14 protein-coding genes are annotated in these 15,386 nt (G+C 66.0%); 11 read left to right on the top strand and 3 right to left on the bottom strand.

Annotated elements, in window-relative coordinates; genetic code table 11:
• The first annotated feature begins 223 nt into the window (after window positions 1–223).
• Window positions 224–694 (top strand): hypothetical protein, encoded by a 471-nt coding sequence (locus E1742_RS09500; RefSeq protein ID WP_134384652.1) that lies wholly within the window; start codon window positions 224–226, stop codon window positions 692–694.
• Between the two features lie 9 nt (window positions 695–703).
• Here E1742_RS09500 and E1742_RS09495 read toward each other — a convergent pair whose 3' ends face one another.
• Window positions 704–1,396 (bottom strand): helix-turn-helix transcriptional regulator, encoded by a 693-nt coding sequence (locus tag E1742_RS09495; protein WP_166793454.1) that lies wholly within the window; start codon window positions 1,394–1,396, stop codon window positions 704–706.
• A gap of 246 nt (window positions 1,397–1,642) precedes the next feature.
• Here E1742_RS09495 and E1742_RS09490 point away from each other — a divergent pair, with 246 nt between their 5' ends.
• From E1742_RS09490 to E1742_RS09445, 10 genes are all read left to right on the top strand, one after another.
• The gene (locus E1742_RS09490) at window positions 1,643–2,881 is read left to right on the top strand and encodes a nidogen-like domain-containing protein (RefSeq protein WP_134384650.1); all 1,239 of its coding nucleotides are present in this window, start codon (window positions 1,643–1,645) and stop codon (window positions 2,879–2,881) included.
• Window positions 2,882–3,195: 314 nt separating this feature from the next.
• Entirely contained in the window at window positions 3,196–4,335 is a 1,140-nt protein-coding gene (locus E1742_RS27225) for a methyl-accepting chemotaxis protein (RefSeq protein ID WP_443094117.1), read from the top strand.
• 8 nt (window positions 4,336–4,343) lie between these two features.
• On the top strand, window positions 4,344–4,712 hold the full coding sequence (locus E1742_RS09480) for a response regulator (protein WP_134384648.1): 369 nt from the start codon (window positions 4,344–4,346) through the stop codon (window positions 4,710–4,712).
• Between the two features lie 57 nt (window positions 4,713–4,769).
• On the top strand, window positions 4,770–5,096 hold the full coding sequence (locus tag E1742_RS09475; protein ID WP_134384647.1) for an STAS domain-containing protein: 327 nt from the start codon (window positions 4,770–4,772) through the stop codon (window positions 5,094–5,096).
• The gene (locus E1742_RS09470; protein WP_134384646.1) at window positions 5,093–7,213 is read left to right on the top strand and encodes a chemotaxis protein CheA; all 2,121 of its coding nucleotides are present in this window, start codon (window positions 5,093–5,095) and stop codon (window positions 7,211–7,213) included. The genes E1742_RS09475 and E1742_RS09470 overlap by 4 nt, the downstream gene beginning before the upstream one ends.
• Before the next feature lie 35 nt (window positions 7,214–7,248).
• Window positions 7,249–8,889 carry a methyl-accepting chemotaxis protein gene (locus E1742_RS09465; RefSeq protein WP_134384645.1) on the top strand — a complete coding sequence of 547 codons (1,641 nt, stop codon included), beginning with the start codon at window positions 7,249–7,251 and terminating at the stop codon, window positions 8,887–8,889.
• A gap of 34 nt (window positions 8,890–8,923) precedes the next feature.
• Entirely contained in the window at window positions 8,924–10,849 is a 1,926-nt protein-coding gene (locus E1742_RS09460; protein WP_134384644.1) for a methyl-accepting chemotaxis protein, read from the top strand.
• 8 nt (window positions 10,850–10,857) lie between these two features.
• Window positions 10,858–11,370 (top strand): chemotaxis protein CheW, encoded by a 513-nt coding sequence (locus tag E1742_RS09455; RefSeq protein WP_206076742.1) that lies wholly within the window; start codon window positions 10,858–10,860, stop codon window positions 11,368–11,370.
• 2 nt (window positions 11,371–11,372) lie between these two features.
• Entirely contained in the window at window positions 11,373–12,191 is an 819-nt protein-coding gene (locus E1742_RS09450) for a CheR family methyltransferase (RefSeq protein WP_134384642.1), read from the top strand.
• Window positions 12,192–12,196: 5 nt separating this feature from the next.
• A complete protein-coding gene (locus E1742_RS09445) occupies window positions 12,197–13,294 on the top strand; it encodes a protein-glutamate methylesterase/protein-glutamine glutaminase (RefSeq protein ID WP_134384641.1) in 1,098 nt (365 codons plus the stop codon).
• Between the two features lie 70 nt (window positions 13,295–13,364).
• Here the strand turns inward: E1742_RS09445 and E1742_RS09440 are convergent, their stop codons facing one another.
• The gene (locus tag E1742_RS09440; RefSeq protein WP_166793453.1) at window positions 13,365–14,303 is read right to left on the bottom strand and encodes a CHAD domain-containing protein; all 939 of its coding nucleotides are present in this window, start codon (window positions 14,301–14,303) and stop codon (window positions 13,365–13,367) included.
• Window positions 14,304–14,413: 110 nt separating this feature from the next.
• Window positions 14,414–15,382, bottom strand: coding sequence for a sensor domain-containing diguanylate cyclase (locus E1742_RS09435; protein WP_134384639.1), 969 nt, complete (start codon window positions 15,380–15,382; stop codon window positions 14,414–14,416).
• Window positions 15,383–15,386: the final 4 nt, after the last annotated feature.

The raw sequence follows: 15,386 nt of genomic DNA, 5'->3' as shown, positions 1-15,386 counted from the left end.
TTTCGCGATATAATCGGTGCCGATTGCCAGCGCCCGTGCGCCAGTCGGCGAGGTGTTTGCCGGGCTTTGCAGCGGCGTGCGGAAACCGAACAACCATTCATTTTCGAGACGCCGTGCCGACCCTCCATTCCTTATTCACTTGCGTCGACCCGTACCAACCGGGTTACCTTTTCCTTCTCGATGACCGAGCGCCTGCCGCCATGAACCGGCACGGGGAGGCAGCATGAGCGCTGACGGGCAATTGCAGGCGCCGGCGGCCGGCGCGTCGCGAAGCCGGTTTGGCGCGGCAGGGCTGCTGCTGGCAGCGCTGGCGGTAGCGGCACTCGTGGTGCAGGCCGCCGTTGCGTGGCAGCAGCATGCGCGGCCTGCCTTCGATGCCGGCACGCCCGGACAGCGTTACGCCGTCCAGCTGCAGAACGGCCAGATGTTCTTCGGCGTGTTGCGCCAGGTCGGTCCGGCGCACGTGCAGCTGGAGGATGTGTATTACGTCCAGCCCTTTACCGGGCCCGATGGCGTCCAGGGCAACCGCCTGGTCAGCCGCAAGAAGAACGACTGGCACGGTCCCGAAAACCTGATGATCCCTGCCGACAAGGTGGTGACGATGGAACTGGTGGGCACCGCTTCCCAACTGGCCACGCTGATCGCCCAGGACAAGGCCCAGTCACCGGCCCAGCCTGCCGGTCCGGTGCGCTGAAGCGGCCCCTCAAGCCACCCGCGGCCGCGCACGGCGGTCGCCCAGTATCTTGCGCAGCGCGATCTTGCTGTGTACGTCGAGCTTGCGATACACGCGCGCCAGGTGGCACTGCACCGTCGATACCGATACTCCCATCAGCCGTGCCACCTCCTTGACGGAACGGCCGTCCGCGTAAGCCTGGGCGACGGCCATCTCGCGCTCCGTCAATGCAGCACCGGGGGCGGGCTGTGGCGGCGCCGCCATCCGGGTCGCCTTCGCTTCACGCAACTGCTGCGCCAGCAGGATTGCCTGCGCGGTGCGGCGCATCGCCCGCCGCTGGTCGGCCGGGAACGGCTCGTCGCTGGCGCGCAGCACGCCGATGATGCCGAGTGCCTCGTCCGCGTGGTCCGGTTTCGCCAGGATCATCAGCTGGCGCGTGTCATACCCATGCCAGAACGCCAGCGCCTGCGCATCGGCCGCGCAGACGATGCCGGTCGCCAGCGCATGCACCTCGTCGGGCGCGGCCATGGCCCGCAGCGTGACGGGGTCCGACGCCGCTATCCGGCCGTGCTCGTGCGCCATGGCGGCAGGGCGGCCATGGACGCGCAACACGGCATCTGTGCGCCCAGCCGTGCGCGTGCCCCACAGCAGTCCATCGAAGTCGATGTCGCGTTGCAGCCAGGCGAGCGCGGTGGCAAAAAACATGTCGTCGTCGCCAGACATCGCTGCTTCAAACACTTCCAGTTGCATCGGGTCGTCCCTCGGGCGGATGTGCGGCACCATTGTGGCCAGGTAAAAGCGGTGTATTTATAGAAATGCAACTTATTAAAATAACATAAATATAAGCCGATATCAATCACTTGCTTATGTGATACCCAATTCGTTTTGCTTATCTCACAATCACGGCTGCATGTCGCACCGCGTTCAGCCACCAATGTCGATAATCAACTCAATACACCAGGGAAAATAATGAAACGTACTCTCCTCGCACTGTCCCTGCTGGCGGCCTTTGCCAGCACCACGGCCTACGCCGATCCGCTGTTGTCCGGCTTCGGCGGCGACCGGGACTTCGGCACGCTCGTGATGGCGCCAAATGACGACGGGTCGTCCAGCCAGCTGACCCTGCCGTTCCGCATTAATTTCTTCGGTAACGCCTATTCGAATTACTGGGTGAATAACAACGGCAATATTTCGTTCACAGGCGCGCTGAGCAGTTTCACACCGTCGCTGTTCCCGATCTCCAGCGCGGCGATGATCGCCCCGTTCTGGGCCGACGTCGATACGCGCAACCAGACGGACAACCTGCCGAATCCGTTCATGAACAACGTCTACATGGCCACGCCGGACAGCAAGACGCTGGTCGTGACCTGGGACACGGTGGGCTATTACGACCACCACAACGACAAGCAGAACACCTTCCAGCTGGTGCTGAAGGACCAGTCGGCGACGACGGGCCACGCGGGCGACTTCGACATGGAATTCCGCTACGGCCAGCTGCAGTGGACGACGGGCGACGCCAGCGAAGGCACCAACGGCTTTGGCGGCAGGGCCGCCGTGGCCGGCTGGAACGCGGGCGCGGCAACCAATTCGTATTCGCTGATCGGTTCGGGCACGCAGAACGTGACGGGTCTCGTCAACACCAGCAACGTGGGCACGGACGGCGTCTGGCGCTTCATGGTGCGCAGCGACGAACTGCCGGGCAGCGCGCCGTACAACCCTGTCCTGCCAGACAATATCGACGACGGCAGCGCCGGCTGGGTGTTCGAGAACATGCCGGTCGGTACCGGCACGCCGATCTGGATCGACCCGATCGTCGCCACCGGCTATGACTACCTGATCAGCAACGGCCCGCTGGTCAACGGTGTGACCCTGCTGCCGGGCGTAGGCGACGGCCGCTACGACATCTGGCTGAAAGAAGGCGGCGAGTGGAAACTGTTCGCTTCCAACGTGGCTGGCGGCGAGCATTTCGAGTTCGGCAAATCGGTGGACGAATTCCGTATCACCGGAATCGAAACGGACGCCGCCATCAACCCGGACAGCCCGATCGCGTTTGCAACCGGTCTGTGGTTCGACGGTGTCGGCAATGCTACGGTGACGCAGACGGCGCTGACCGTCGAGGTGCTGCCGGTACCGGAGCCTGCCACCTACGGCATGCTGCTGGCCGGGCTCGGCATGATGGGCTTCGCCGCCCGTCGCCGTCGCGACTGATCGTTTTTCAGTCCTTTGCAGCCGGCGCTCAGCCGGCTTTTTTTTATTCTCCCGCCATGCCCGTGTCGATAAGGAATGACATTAAAACAGTCTCGTTCCTTATTGGCTTTTCATTCAAATAAGCCCTGTCTGTTTTCCGCGACCTTCTACCGGAAAAACGGATGCGGTGCTTGCGCTGCGGCAATATCATCTGCAATGATTGTGAACCGCGCCCGCCATGTGATTCACACCTGGCCGCATGCCGCAACGTTGTTCGCCACCCTGGCAGCGAGTGTTGCAACCTTGATTTCAATACCGCTCCTGGAGAGTTCGCAGTGCGTCCGTTCGAGAAATACCGGCTTGTCCACCTCTATCCCGCGCTGATTGCCGCGCTGGCCGCCTGCGCCGTCGTGCCGCTGGCGGGATGGCAGTGGCATGGCTGGCTGATCGCCGCCGGGCTGCTGGCCGCCGGGGCCGGCCTGAGCCTGCACGGCCGGGCCAGCGACACCGGCGGCGCCACGCTGGACGCCTATCTGCAGAGCCGCCAGGACTTCGGCAACGAAGTGGCGGGCGTCTGGGCGTCGCATATCGGCGCGTCGCGCGAGCAGATGGAAGCGGCGGTCGTTGCGCTGATCGAACGCTTCTCCGGCATCGTCTTCAAACTGGAGCAGGCGCTGGCCGCATCGGGCGAAGCGCGCAACCGCGAAGGCGGCGGCATCGTCGACGTGTTCGCCGACAGCGAACGCGAACTGCGCTCGCTGCTGGACATGCTGGCCAGTGCCGCGTCGAGCAAATCGGTCATGCTGGAGAAAATCCAGGGCCTGCAGCAGATCACCGCGCAATTGCAGGAGATGGCGGCAAACGTGGCCAGCATCGCCATGCAGACCAACCTGCTGGCGCTCAACGCGGCGATCGAGGCGGCCCGGGCCGGCGAGGCAGGACGCGGCTTTGCCGTTGTCGCCAACGAGGTGCGCATGCTGTCGAACCGTTCCGCCGAAGCGGGCCGGCACATCGCCCGGCAGGTGAGCCAGATCAGCAGCGCGATCGACAGCACGTGCCAGGCGGCCGGCGATTCGATGCGCGACGAGGAGCGCTCCGTGCAGGTATCCGGCCAGACCATCGACAAGGTGCTGAACAATTTCCGCGGCGTGACCGATGCGCTGGCGCAGTCGTCCGACCTGCTGGAGCAGGAAAGCGTGGGCATCAAGGCCGAAGTGGCGGACGCGCTGGTGCAGCTGCAGTTCCAGGACCGCGTCAGCCAGATCATGTCGCACGTCCAGCAGAACATCGCCCGCCTGCCGGCCTACCTGGACGAACACCGCCAGGGCGTTGCCGGCACCGCGGTCCCCGTGCTGCAGGCCCGCAGCCTGCTCGCCGAGCTGGAAAGCACGTATGCAATGGCGGAAGAACGCACGCTCCATCGGAGCGCCTCGAAACCTGCTCCCCAGCAGGCTGAAGAAATCACATTTTTCTAGGAACTCTCATGGCAAAAACCATCATGGTCGTGGACGACTCCCTGTCGATCCGCCAGGTCGTCGGCATCGCATTGAAGCAGGCTGGCTATGACGTCATCGAAGGCGTCGACGGCGTCGACGCGCTCAAGAAGCTGACGGGGCAGAAGGTCAACCTGATCATCAGCGATGTCAACATGCCGAACATGGACGGCATCACGTTCGTCAAGGAACTCAAGACGCGCGCGGCCTACAAGTTCACGCCGGTGCTGATGCTGACCACCGAGTCGCAGGAAGACAAGAAGGCGCAAGGCCAGGCCGCCGGCGCACGCGCGTGGATGGTCAAACCGTTCAAGCCGGACTCCCTGCTGGCCGCGGTGCAGAAGCTGGTCATGCCGTAACGGCGGCAACCACACAACCCAATCACGAACATCCGGCTTAACGCCGGGGAGTATTTGATGACGAATGGCGAAATTGGCGCGGCGGGCCAAGGGGTCCCTGTTGCCCTGCAAATCGACGGCGAGATGACGATCTACCGCGCCGCGGAACTGAAGGACGTGCTGTACGGCGCCCTGCAGGCGGCCGTGGCCGGATCGCGCGCACTGGCGCTCGACCTGTCGGGCGTGACGGAGTTCGACAGCGCCGGCATCCAGTTGCTGCTGGTCGCCCAGCGCGATGCCGAACGCCAGGGACAGGTGCTGCGCCTGGTCGCCTGCAGTCCGGCAGTGCGCGATGTGTTCGCGCTGACGGGGCTGTCCGCACGCTTCGAAGGAGAGCAGGCATGAACCTGGACCAACTGATACATACGTTCATCGCCGAGAGCCGCGATCTGCTGGAGGCCATGGAACATGGCCTGCTGCACGTGGCGATCGACGGCGACGAGGCCGTCAACGCGATCTTCCGTGCGGCCCACACGATCAAGGGTTCGGCCGGCATGTTCGGGCTCGATGCCGTGGTGGACTTCACGCACGTGGCCGAAAGTGTGCTGGACAAGGTACGTGCCGGCAGCGTGCCCGTGACGGACGACCTGGTGACGCTGCTGCTGGCCTGCTGCGACCATATCGGTGCGCTGGTCGACGCGGTGGAGGCAGGCAGGCTGGAAGGCGACACGGCGCTGGCGCAGCAGGGCGCGCCCCTGGCCGCGCGCTTGCAGGCCTACCTGGGCGACAGCCGCGCGCACGCCCCGGCGCAGCGGCCGGCGGCCAGTGCGGCCGCTGCACCGGCGACGGCGGAACAGTGGCACATCTCGCTGCGCTTCGGCCCGGACGTGATGCGCAATGGGATGGACCCGCTGTCGTTCCTGCGCTACCTGGGCCAGATGGGCACGATTACCGACATCGCGCTGCTGGACGATGCGCTGCCGGCGGCCGACGCGTTCGATGCCGAATCGTGCTATCTCGGCTTCGAGATTGGCTTCCTGACGGTGGCGGACAAGGCGGCCATCGACGAGGTGTTCGACTTCGTGCGCGACGATTGCCAGATCCGTATCCTGCCGCCGCGCACCAAGGTGTCCGAATACGTACAGCTGATCGACGACCTGCCGGAGCAGCGCAGCCTTCTCGGCGAGATGCTGGTGCGCAGCGGCAGCATCACGGCGCACGAGCTGGAACAGGCGCTGGCGGTGCAGAGCGCCGGCGGCGCGCAGGCCGCTCCGCTGGGTACGATCCTGGTGGCGCAGGGCGCCGTGCGCGCTCCGGTGCTGGAAGCGGCGCTGTCGAAGCAGAAGCAGGCCAACGAACCACGCCAGGAAAGCCGCTCCGTGCGCGTCGATGCGGACAAGCTCGATCGCCTGATCAACCTGGTGGGCGAGCTGATCATCGCCGGCGCGGGCGCCAACCTGATCGCACGCCGTACGCAGATTCCGGAGCTGCTGGAATGCACGTCGACCTTGTCCGGTCTCGTGGAGGAAGTGCGCGACAACGCGCTGCAGCTGCGCATGGTCAAGATCGGCGCCACGTTCAACCGCTTCCAGCGCGTCGTGCACGACCTGTCGCGCGAGATCGGCAAGGACATCCGCCTGGAACTGTCGGGCGAGGACGCGGAGCTGGACAAGACTGTGGTGGAAAAGATCGGCGACCCGCTGACCCACCTGGTGCGCAACGCGATGGACCACGGCATCGAGCCGGCGGACGTGCGCGCGGCGCGCGGCAAGCCGGCGCAGGGCTGCGTGGCGCTGAACGCGTATCACGATTCGGGCAGCATCGTCATCGAAGTGAGCGACGATGGCGGCGGCCTGAAAAAGGACCGCATCCTGGCCAAGGCCATCGAGCGCGGGCTGGTGGAACCGGGCCGCGTCCTGTCGGACAAGGAAATCTTCGGCCTGATTTTCGAGCCGGGCTTCTCGACGGCGGAGCAGGTAACGAACCTGTCCGGACGCGGCGTGGGCATGGATGTCGTCAAGCGCAATATCGTCGCGCTGCGGGGCAGCGTGGAGATCGCCAGCACGGAAGGCGTCGGCACCACGGTCACCGTGCGCCTGCCGCTGACCCTGGCGATCATCAACGGCTTCCAGGTGGGCCTCGGCAAATCCGTGTTCGTCATCCCGATGGACATGGTCGAGGAATGCATCGAGTTCAACGACGATCCGACCCGCGATTACGTCGATCTGCGTGGACAGGCCATGCCGTTCGTGCGGCTGCGCGAACGCTTCGCGGTGGAAGGCGTGCCGGCCCGGCGCCAGAGCATCGTCGTGGTGCGCTATGGCAGCCGCAAGGCGGGGCTGGTGGTGGACAGCCTGCTGGGCGAATTCCAGACGGTGATCAAGCCGCTGGGCAAAGTGTTTTCCGGCGTGCGCTTCCTGAGCGGCTCGTCGATCCTGGGTAACGGCGACGTGGCGCTGATCCTGGACATGGCGGCGCTGCTCAATGGCGTCGAGACCGAGCGTAATGCCGCGGTCGCGTAAAAACGAAACCTAAATCTGAATAGTCTGGAGCCATCGTGCTTAAAAATCTGAAAATCGGTATCCGTCTGGCGCTGGCCTTCGGCGCCATCGTCGCATTGCTGGCCGGCCTGACCTGGCTGGCTGTCCAGCGCATGGAGGCATTGAACGACGCCACCCACCAGATCACCGGCAACGCTTACCCGAAGGTGGTAATGGCCAAGGACATGATCCGCGCGAGCGTGGACACGGGCCGGCAGTTGCGCGCCATGCTGCTGGCGAGCACCGACGAGGAAAGCGCCAGGTATCGCAAGATCGTGGAAGGCAACCGTGCCAGCATCGCGACGCGGCTGGCTCAGATCGAAAAAATGCTGGTCAGCGAAAAGGGCCGCGTGCTGTTCAAGAATATCGCGGATGCGCGCACCGCACTGGAGCCGAAGTACGAGAAGTTCTTCCAGCTCGAGCGCGCCGACCGCAAGCTGGCGACCGACTACCTGAAGACAGAGTTCATGGCAACGAACACGCAGCTCGCCGATGCGCTCGATGCGCTCGGCGACCATCAGAACACGCTGATGGATGCGCAGTCGAAACAGGCTGACGCGACATACGAGCAAACCCGTTCGCTGATGCTGATGGTGGCTGGCCTTGCGGCAGCCCTGGCAACGCTGCTGGCCACGTTGATCACGCTGTCGATCACCCGTCCGCTGCGCCAGGCCGTGCAAGTGGCGGACAGCCTGGCGGCTGGCGACCTGACGGTCAAGGTGGAAGGCAACTCGCGCGACGAGGCCGGCCAGCTGCTGGATGCAATGCGCAACATGATCGGCCGCCTGACGCAGGTGGTCGGTGAAGTGAACGGCAGCGCGCAGTCGCTGGCTTCCGCTTCCGAAGAAGTGAGCGCGACGGCGCAGGCGCTGTCGCAGGCCGCTTCCGAACAGGCTGCCGGCGTGGAAGAAACCAGCGCATCGCTGGAACAGATGACGGCATCGATCTCGCAGAACACCGAGAACGCCCGCGTTACCGACGGCATGGCCGGCAAGGCCGCCAACGAGGCGGCCGAAGGCGGCGAAGCGGTCAAGGCCACCGTGACCGCGATGAAGCGGATCGCCAGGCAGATCGGCATCATCGACGACATCGCCTACCAGACCAACCTGCTGGCGCTGAACGCGGCCATCGAAGCGGCGCGTGCCGGCGAACACGGTAAAGGCTTCGCCGTCGTGGCGGCCGAGGTGCGCAAGCTGGCCGAACGCAGCCAGGTGGCGGCCCAGGAAATCGGCGAAGTGGCCACGTCCAGCGTGGAACTGGCCGAACGGGCCGGCGCGCTGCTGGACGAGATGGTGCCGAACATCCGCAAGACCTCCGACCTGGTGCAGGAAATCACGGCTGCCTCGGAAGAGCAGTCGGCCGGCGTGGGTCAGATCAATGCGGCCGTCGGTCAGATGAGCCAGACGACGCAGCAGAATGCCTCCAGCTCGGAAGAACTGGCGGCAACGGCCGAGGAAATGAGCAGCCAGGCCGAGCAGCTGCAGCAGGCAATGGCGTTCTTCCACCTGCATGGGGACGGCGCAGCCGCACGCAAGAGCGCCACCCCGACGGCGCCGAAGCGCGCCGCGGCAGCGAAGAAACGCCCCGGCATCGCGATGAGCAAGCCGGCTTTCGCCAGCGAAGGCGCCCCCGACGAAGCCAGCTTCACCCGCTTCTAACCTCTAACCGGCGGCGCCGCCGCCTGGAGTCATCATGTTCCGTAATCTGAAACTCAGCGTCCGGCTGGCCATCGCCTTCGGCACCGTCAGCATCCTCCTCATCGGCATGGTCCTGTTGGGGCTGCGCAGTATCGGCACCATCAGCGGCAATGTCGATACCGTCATCACCGACAAGTACCCGAAGGTGGTGCGCAGCTATGACCTGATCGGCAATATCCACGAGATTGCCATCGCCATGCGCAACCTGGCCATCTTCGACGACGCCGACAAGAAGCGCCGCGAGCTGGCGACGATCGAAGCGAACCGCGTCGAACTGCGCGCCAATTTCGACAGGCTGGAGGCCACTGTGGCGTCCGCCCGCGGCAAGGAGGCGCTGCAAACCGCCCAGGAACATCGCCAGCGCTACCGGGTGCTGCAGGACCAGTACCTGACGATGATCAGCGAAGGCCGGCGCGACGAAGCGCGCGCGCTGCTGATAAGCCAGGTGGAAGCTGTGCAGGCGGCGTATACCGAATCGATCGCCAAGATCATCAACCACCAGAACGAGGCGATGGATGCCAGCGCCAAGGCCGCCATCGAAGCATCCGACAGCGCCCGTCGCGAGCAGCTCACGCTGGGCGCCATCGCCATCCTGGCCGGCATCCTGATGGCGACGTGGATCACCGTCACGATCACGCGCCTGATCGGCGGCGAGCCGGCCTACGCGGCCGAGCTGCTCAAGCAGATTTCCGCCGGGGACCTGTCGGCCGACGTGCGCGTTCGCCGCGGCGACCGCCACAGCATGCTGCATGCCGTGAGCGAGATGGTGACCAGGTTGCGCAAGGTCATCGACGGCCAGCGCGCCGTCGTCGAGGCAGCCAATCACGGCAATTTCGATACACGCGTCGACACTACGGGCATGCAGGGCTTCCAGAAGGAGATGGGCGATGGCCTGAACCAGCTGGTGACGACGACCGGCACCAGCATCGCCGACGTGGTGCGCGTGATGGCGGCGCTGGCCGAGGGCGACCTGACCAAGCGCATCGACAAGGACTACGAAGGCGCATTCGCCCAGTTGAAGGACTACTCGAACGGCACGATGGACAAGCTGGCCGCAGTGGTCGGCGAGGTCAATGCCAGCGCCGAATCGCTGGCATCGGCGTCGGAAGAAGTCAGCGCCACGGCGCAGTCGCTGTCGCAGGCCGCGTCCGAGCAGGCCGCCAGCGTCGAGGAAACCAGCGCGTCGCTGGAGCAGATGACGGCTTCCATTTCGCAGAACACGGAAAATGCCCGCGTCACCGACGGCATGGCCGGCAAGGCGGCGCGCGAGGCTGCCGAAGGCGGCGAAGCCGTCAAGGCCACCGTCGTCGCGATGAAGCGGATCGCCAAGCAGATCGGCATCATCGACGATATCGCGTACCAGACCAACCTGCTGGCGCTGAACGCGGCCATCGAGGCGGCGCGTGCCGGTGAACATGGCAAGGGCTTTGCCGTCGTCGCGGCCGAGGTGCGCAAGCTGGCCGAACGCAGCCAGGTGGCGGCGCAGGAAATCGGCGAAGTCGCCAGCAACAGCGTGGAACTGGCCGAACGGGCCGGCGCACTGCTGGACGAGATGGTGCCGAATATCCGCCGCACGTCAGACCTCGTGCAGGAAATCACGGCGGCCTCGGAAGAGCAATCGGCCGGTGTCGGCCAGATCAACGCCGCCGTTGGCCAGATGAGCCAGGGCACGCAGCAGAACGCGTCGAGCTCCGAGGAACTGGCCGCGACGGCCGAAGAGATGAGCAGCCAGGCGGAACAGCTGCAGGTGGCGATCGGCTTCTTCCACCTGGACGGTACCCGCGGCGCGCGCGGCACCGCGCTGACCGTTGCATCGCGCCGGCCGCAGGGCGTACGAAACGGCCGCCGCACGTCGCTGAAGCTGGCGGACAGCTTCGCTGTCCACGGCGAGCCGGACGAAGCGAACTTCACCAAATTCTGAGCATGAAAATGAAGCAGACAACATCCGTCACGGGCGCGAACGAGACCGCCCAATACCTGACCTTCATGCTGGGCGGCGAAGCGTTCGCCATCGGCATCATGGCGGTCAAGGAGATCATTGAATTCTCCGGAATTACCGAAGTGCCGATGATGCCCGACTGTATCCGCGGCGTGATCAACCTGCGCGGCGCCGTCGTTCCCGTCATGGACCTGGCGGCGCGCTTCGGCCGGCCGCTGGCCGTGCCGGGCAAGCGCACCTGCATCGTCATCGTCGAGACGGAGAACGAGGGCGAGCGGCAGGTGACGGGCGTCGTCGTCGATGCCGTCAGCGCCGTGCTGGACATCGCGGCCAGCGAGATCGAGCCGGCACCGTCGTTCGGCACGCGTATCCGCGGCGACTTCATCGCCGGGATGGGCAAGTTGAACGGCAAGTTCGTCATCCTGCTCAACGTCGATCACGTGCTGGCGCTGGAAGCGCTGGCGACCTTGCCGGAGCAGGCTGCCGACGCGGCTGCGGCCTGAGCATGGGCGCCTACCCGATCAGCGAGCCGGAGTTCGCGCAGTTCCAGCGCTTCATCTTCGATATCGCCGGCATCACGATGTCGGACGCGAAGAAGGCGCTGGTGAGCGGCCGCCTGGCCAAGCGGCTGGCGCACCACGGCATGGCCAGCTATGCGGCCTACCTCGGCATGCTGTCGAGCGGTCGTCATCAGGACGAGGTGCAGATCGCCGTCGACCTGCTGACGACGAACGAGACGTACTTCTTCCGCGAGGCGCGCCATTTCGAGCTGCTCAAGGCCACGGCCGAAGCGGCGCGGCCAAACCTGCGCACCGGTGCGCCGTTCCGCGTCTGGAGCGCCGCGTGCTCGTCGGGGGAGGAGCCGTACAGCATCGCCATGGTACTGGCCGACACGCTGGGCAATACGCCGTGGGAAGTGGTGGGGTCCGACATCAGCACCCGCGTGCTGGCGCGCGCCCGTACGGGCCACTACCCGATGGAACGGGCGGCCCACGTGCCGCCGGACTACCTGCGCCGCTTCTGCCTGAAGGGCATCGCCGAACAGCAGGGCACACTGCTGGTCGACCGCACGCTGCGCAGCCGCGTGACGTTCCGCCAGGTGAACCTGAACACGGCGCTGCCGGAACTGGGCGCCTTCGACATGGTCTTCCTGCGCAACGTGATGATCTACTTTAACGGCGACACCAAGCGCCAGGTGGTGGCGCGCGTGACGGCGCCCCTGAAACCGGGCGGCCATTTCGTCATCGGTCACTCGGAAACGCTGAACGAGATCAGCGATGCCGTGCGGCCCGTGATGCCCTCGGTGTACAAGAAGGCGGCGTAAGGACAATGGCGGCGAATCCGATCAGGGTGATGGTGGTGGACGACTCGGCGGTGGTGCGCAAGATGGTGGGCGCGCTGCTGCAGGCGGCGCCCGGCATCGAGCTGTTGCACGCAGTGGCCGATCCGCTGCTGGCCATCGAACGGATGAAGCATCATTGGCCGGACGTGATCGTGCTGGACGTGGAAATGCCGCGCATGGACGGCATCACGTTCCTGCGCAAGATCATGGCCGAACGCCCGACCCCTGTCGTGATCTGCTCGACGCAGACGGAGCGGGGCGCGGAAACGACCATGGCGGCAATGGCCGCCGGAGCGGTCGCCGTCATCACGAAGCCGCGCCTGGGATTGAAGGAATTCCTCAACGACAGCGCGGACGAACTGGTCGCGGCCGTGCGCGCCGCCGCGCAGGCCAACGTCAAGCGGCTGGCGGCGCGGGCGTCGGTGGGGGCCACGCCGCAGCAGGCGCCGGCGAAGCTGACGGCCGACGCGATCCTGCCGGCCCTGGCGGAGTCACGCACGCCGCTGCAGACGACGGAGCGCATCGTTGCCATCGGCACGTCCACGGGCGGCACCCAGGCGCTGGAGGAAGTGCTGACGGCGCTGCCGCGTGTTACGCCCGGCATCGTCATCGTCCAGCACATGCCGGAAAAATTCACGGCGGCGTTCGCGGAACGGCTGGATAAAGTCTGCCAGATCAATGTGATCGAAGCGCGCCACAACGACCGTGTGCTGCCGGGGCGCGCGCTGATCGCGCCTGGCGGGCGCCACCTGCTGCTGCGCCGCGACGGCGCGCAATATTTCGTGGAAGTGGTCAACGGCCCGCTGGTGAACCGGCACCGGCCGTCGGTGGACGTGCTGTTCCGCTCCGTCGCCCGCAACGCCGGCGCCAACGCGCTGGGCATCATCATGACGGGCATGGGCGACGACGGCGCGGCCGGCCTGCTGGAAATGCGCAACGCCGGTGCCCGCACGGTGGCGCAGGACGAGGAAAGCTGCGTCGTCTACGGCATGCCGAAGGAAGCCGTCAAGCGCGGCGGGGTGGAGAAGAGCGTGCCGTTGAAATCGATCGACCGCGAGATTCTGGCGCAGCTGCAGATCCGCTGAAGAAGCTGGGGACAGGCACCTGTGTTTGGGTCTCCGACCCTGAAACAGGTGCCTGTCGCGGACGTAAAACTTACCCCCGCACCGGCCGCAACTTCACCAGCGCCTTGAGCGGCTTGTGCAAAGCCTTTACGCAGGCGGCCGATCGCGCCGCCGCGAATCCCCGTGCAAACATGATCTGCTCGCGCGACACGGCATTGCGGCCCGGATGCTCGGCCAGTTGCGCCAGCAGTCCTTCCGCCACCGCCAGGTCGTTGAGCTCGCCGAGCCTGTCCTGCAGGCCTGACAGGCTGCCGATGTAGCGCTTCATCTTCCGCCCCGGCAGGATCGAATGGAAGAACTCCGCCGCGTAGCGCGCCTTTTTTGCCGCGATACGCACGCGGTGGCGGGCGTGGGCAGCCTCGCCCTCGACCGGCGCCTTGCCGTCCTCGAGACCCTTGACGCGTTTGCGCAGGCGTCGCTGTGCGTGGGCCAGCAGCGGCACGGCGGCGCGCGTGGCCTTCTGCTGCAGCGCGCCGGCATCGAAGTCGGGCTGCTCGCGCCAGCGTCGCTGTTCGAACCAGTCTTCCACTTCCGTCAGCAGCTGCATGTGCACCGGCGTTTCCAGCGCGGCCGAGAGTGCGGCATGGCTACGCTGCGAGCGTTCCTGCGCCGCGACCTGCAGGCTGGCGATCTGCTCGGCAGCGGCGTCGAAGCCGGCAAGGGTGGAGGTGGCCAGCACGTCCCAGTCGCGCGTGGCGCCCAGCTGCTGCGCCAGCGCATCCAGGCCGGCGCGCATCGGCTCGGGCAGTGCGACGAGGTTGCCGAACAGGTCCAGCGCTGCGCGCAGGCGGCGCAGGCCGACGCGCATCTGGTGCAGGCTTTCCACGGATTTGTGCTGCGCGCCCGCGGCATTGGCGCGGATCTGGCGCAGGCAGTTCAGGCCGATACGGCGATAGGCATCTTCGAGCGTCATGTCGCGACGCAGGCGCACCGGTTCGGCACGTACGGGGAGATCGGTTTTGGTCAGCATCGTCATTCCTTGTGGTTGGCGGCGCGCGGGAGACCGGGGCCTGGCCACGGTACGGTGCGCCTGATGGTTACAGGCTACCACGCACCGGAAAGCTGCGGCGCCCCGGTGGACTAGAGCAGCTCGGGCGGCGCGGCGACGATGCGGTTGCGGCCCTGCCGCTTGGCGGCATACAGCGCGTGGTCGGCCGCCCCGATCAGCGCCGCCACGTCGCCATGGCGGTCCGGCGCCAGCGTGGCGACGCCGATGCTGACGGTGATCTGCTTGTCCGGGCCGCCTGCGTATTCATGGGGCAGGGCGAGTCGGACGATGCGCCCGTGCAGCGTGGTGGCCATCTGCATGGCCTGGCGCGGATCGTTGTCGGGCAGGATGACGGCAAATTCCTCGCCGCCGTAGCGCGCCAGCATGTCGACGGAGCGCTGCAACTGGGCCTGCAGCGCGCTCGACACCTGGATCAGGCACTGGTCGCCCTGCTGGTGGCCGTAATGATCGTTATACGGCTTGAAGTAGTCGATGTCGATCATCAGCAGCGACACCGTGCTGCCCGAACGCTTGGCGCGGCGCACTTCGCGGTCGATCGCCACGTCGAATGCGCGCCGGTTGGCGACGCCCGTCAGGCCGTCCGAGAACGTCTGCATGCGCAGCATCTCCGTCTGCTCGCGCAGCAGCTTCTCACGCCCGGCCGCCATGCTGACGTCGGACAGCTGGATCAGGCAGTGGCGCCCGCCGATGGGCAACGTCAGCGGCGTCACGGCGACGGCCTGCTGCATCCGTTCGCCGCGTGCTGCCGCGGCGGGACTGGCGAACAGGGGGAAGGGCGAGCGGTTCAGCGTCTGCGACAGCAGCGACGAAAAATTGTTCTGCAGGGCCTGCGTGACGGCCGCCTGCACGCGCCCGCCGCGCAGCTCCGGCAGCAGGTCGAACAGCTCGGTGCCGACGGCCTTGTGGGTGGCACAGCCCGAATGGCGGCTCATCCAGCGGTTCCACAGCACGATGCGGCCGTCGGCATCGAGCACGACGGCGCCGACGCTGACCGCTTCCAGTACGCTTTCCAGTAATTGCAGGCGAGTAGTATCGGTCATGCTG

The organism is Pseudoduganella plicata (assembly GCF_004421005.1).
GTDB lineage: Bacteria > Pseudomonadota > Gammaproteobacteria > Burkholderiales > Burkholderiaceae_D > Rugamonas > Rugamonas plicata.
The sequence above is the reverse complement of the archived record's forward strand: the minus strand, read 5'-3'. Positions and strand labels throughout refer to the sequence as shown.

Coding starts and splice junctions, on each gene's coding strand:
- E1742_RS09495 (WP_166793454.1), bottom strand. CDS start 1,396: ATGTCTGGCGACGACGACATGTTTTTTGCCACCGCGCTCGCCTGGCTG.
- E1742_RS09490 (WP_134384650.1), top strand. CDS start 1,643: ATGAAACGTACTCTCCTCGCACTGTCCCTGCTGGCGGCCTTTGCCAGC.
- E1742_RS09455 (WP_206076742.1), top strand. CDS start 10,858: ATGAAGCAGACAACATCCGTCACGGGCGCGAACGAGACCGCCCAATAC.
- E1742_RS09460 (WP_134384644.1), top strand. CDS start 8,924: ATGTTCCGTAATCTGAAACTCAGCGTCCGGCTGGCCATCGCCTTCGGC.
- E1742_RS09435 (WP_134384639.1), bottom strand. CDS start 15,382: ATGACCGATACTACTCGCCTGCAATTACTGGAAAGCGTACTGGAAGCG.
- E1742_RS09445 (WP_134384641.1), top strand. CDS start 12,197: ATGGCGGCGAATCCGATCAGGGTGATGGTGGTGGACGACTCGGCGGTG.
- E1742_RS09500 (WP_134384652.1), top strand. CDS start 224: ATGAGCGCTGACGGGCAATTGCAGGCGCCGGCGGCCGGCGCGTCGCGA.
- E1742_RS09475 (WP_134384647.1), top strand. CDS start 4,770: ATGACGAATGGCGAAATTGGCGCGGCGGGCCAAGGGGTCCCTGTTGCC.
- E1742_RS09440 (WP_166793453.1), bottom strand. CDS start 14,303: ATGCTGACCAAAACCGATCTCCCCGTACGTGCCGAACCGGTGCGCCTG.
- E1742_RS09450 (WP_134384642.1), top strand. CDS start 11,373: ATGGGCGCCTACCCGATCAGCGAGCCGGAGTTCGCGCAGTTCCAGCGC.
- E1742_RS09470 (WP_134384646.1), top strand. CDS start 5,093: ATGAACCTGGACCAACTGATACATACGTTCATCGCCGAGAGCCGCGAT.
- E1742_RS09480 (WP_134384648.1), top strand. CDS start 4,344: ATGGCAAAAACCATCATGGTCGTGGACGACTCCCTGTCGATCCGCCAG.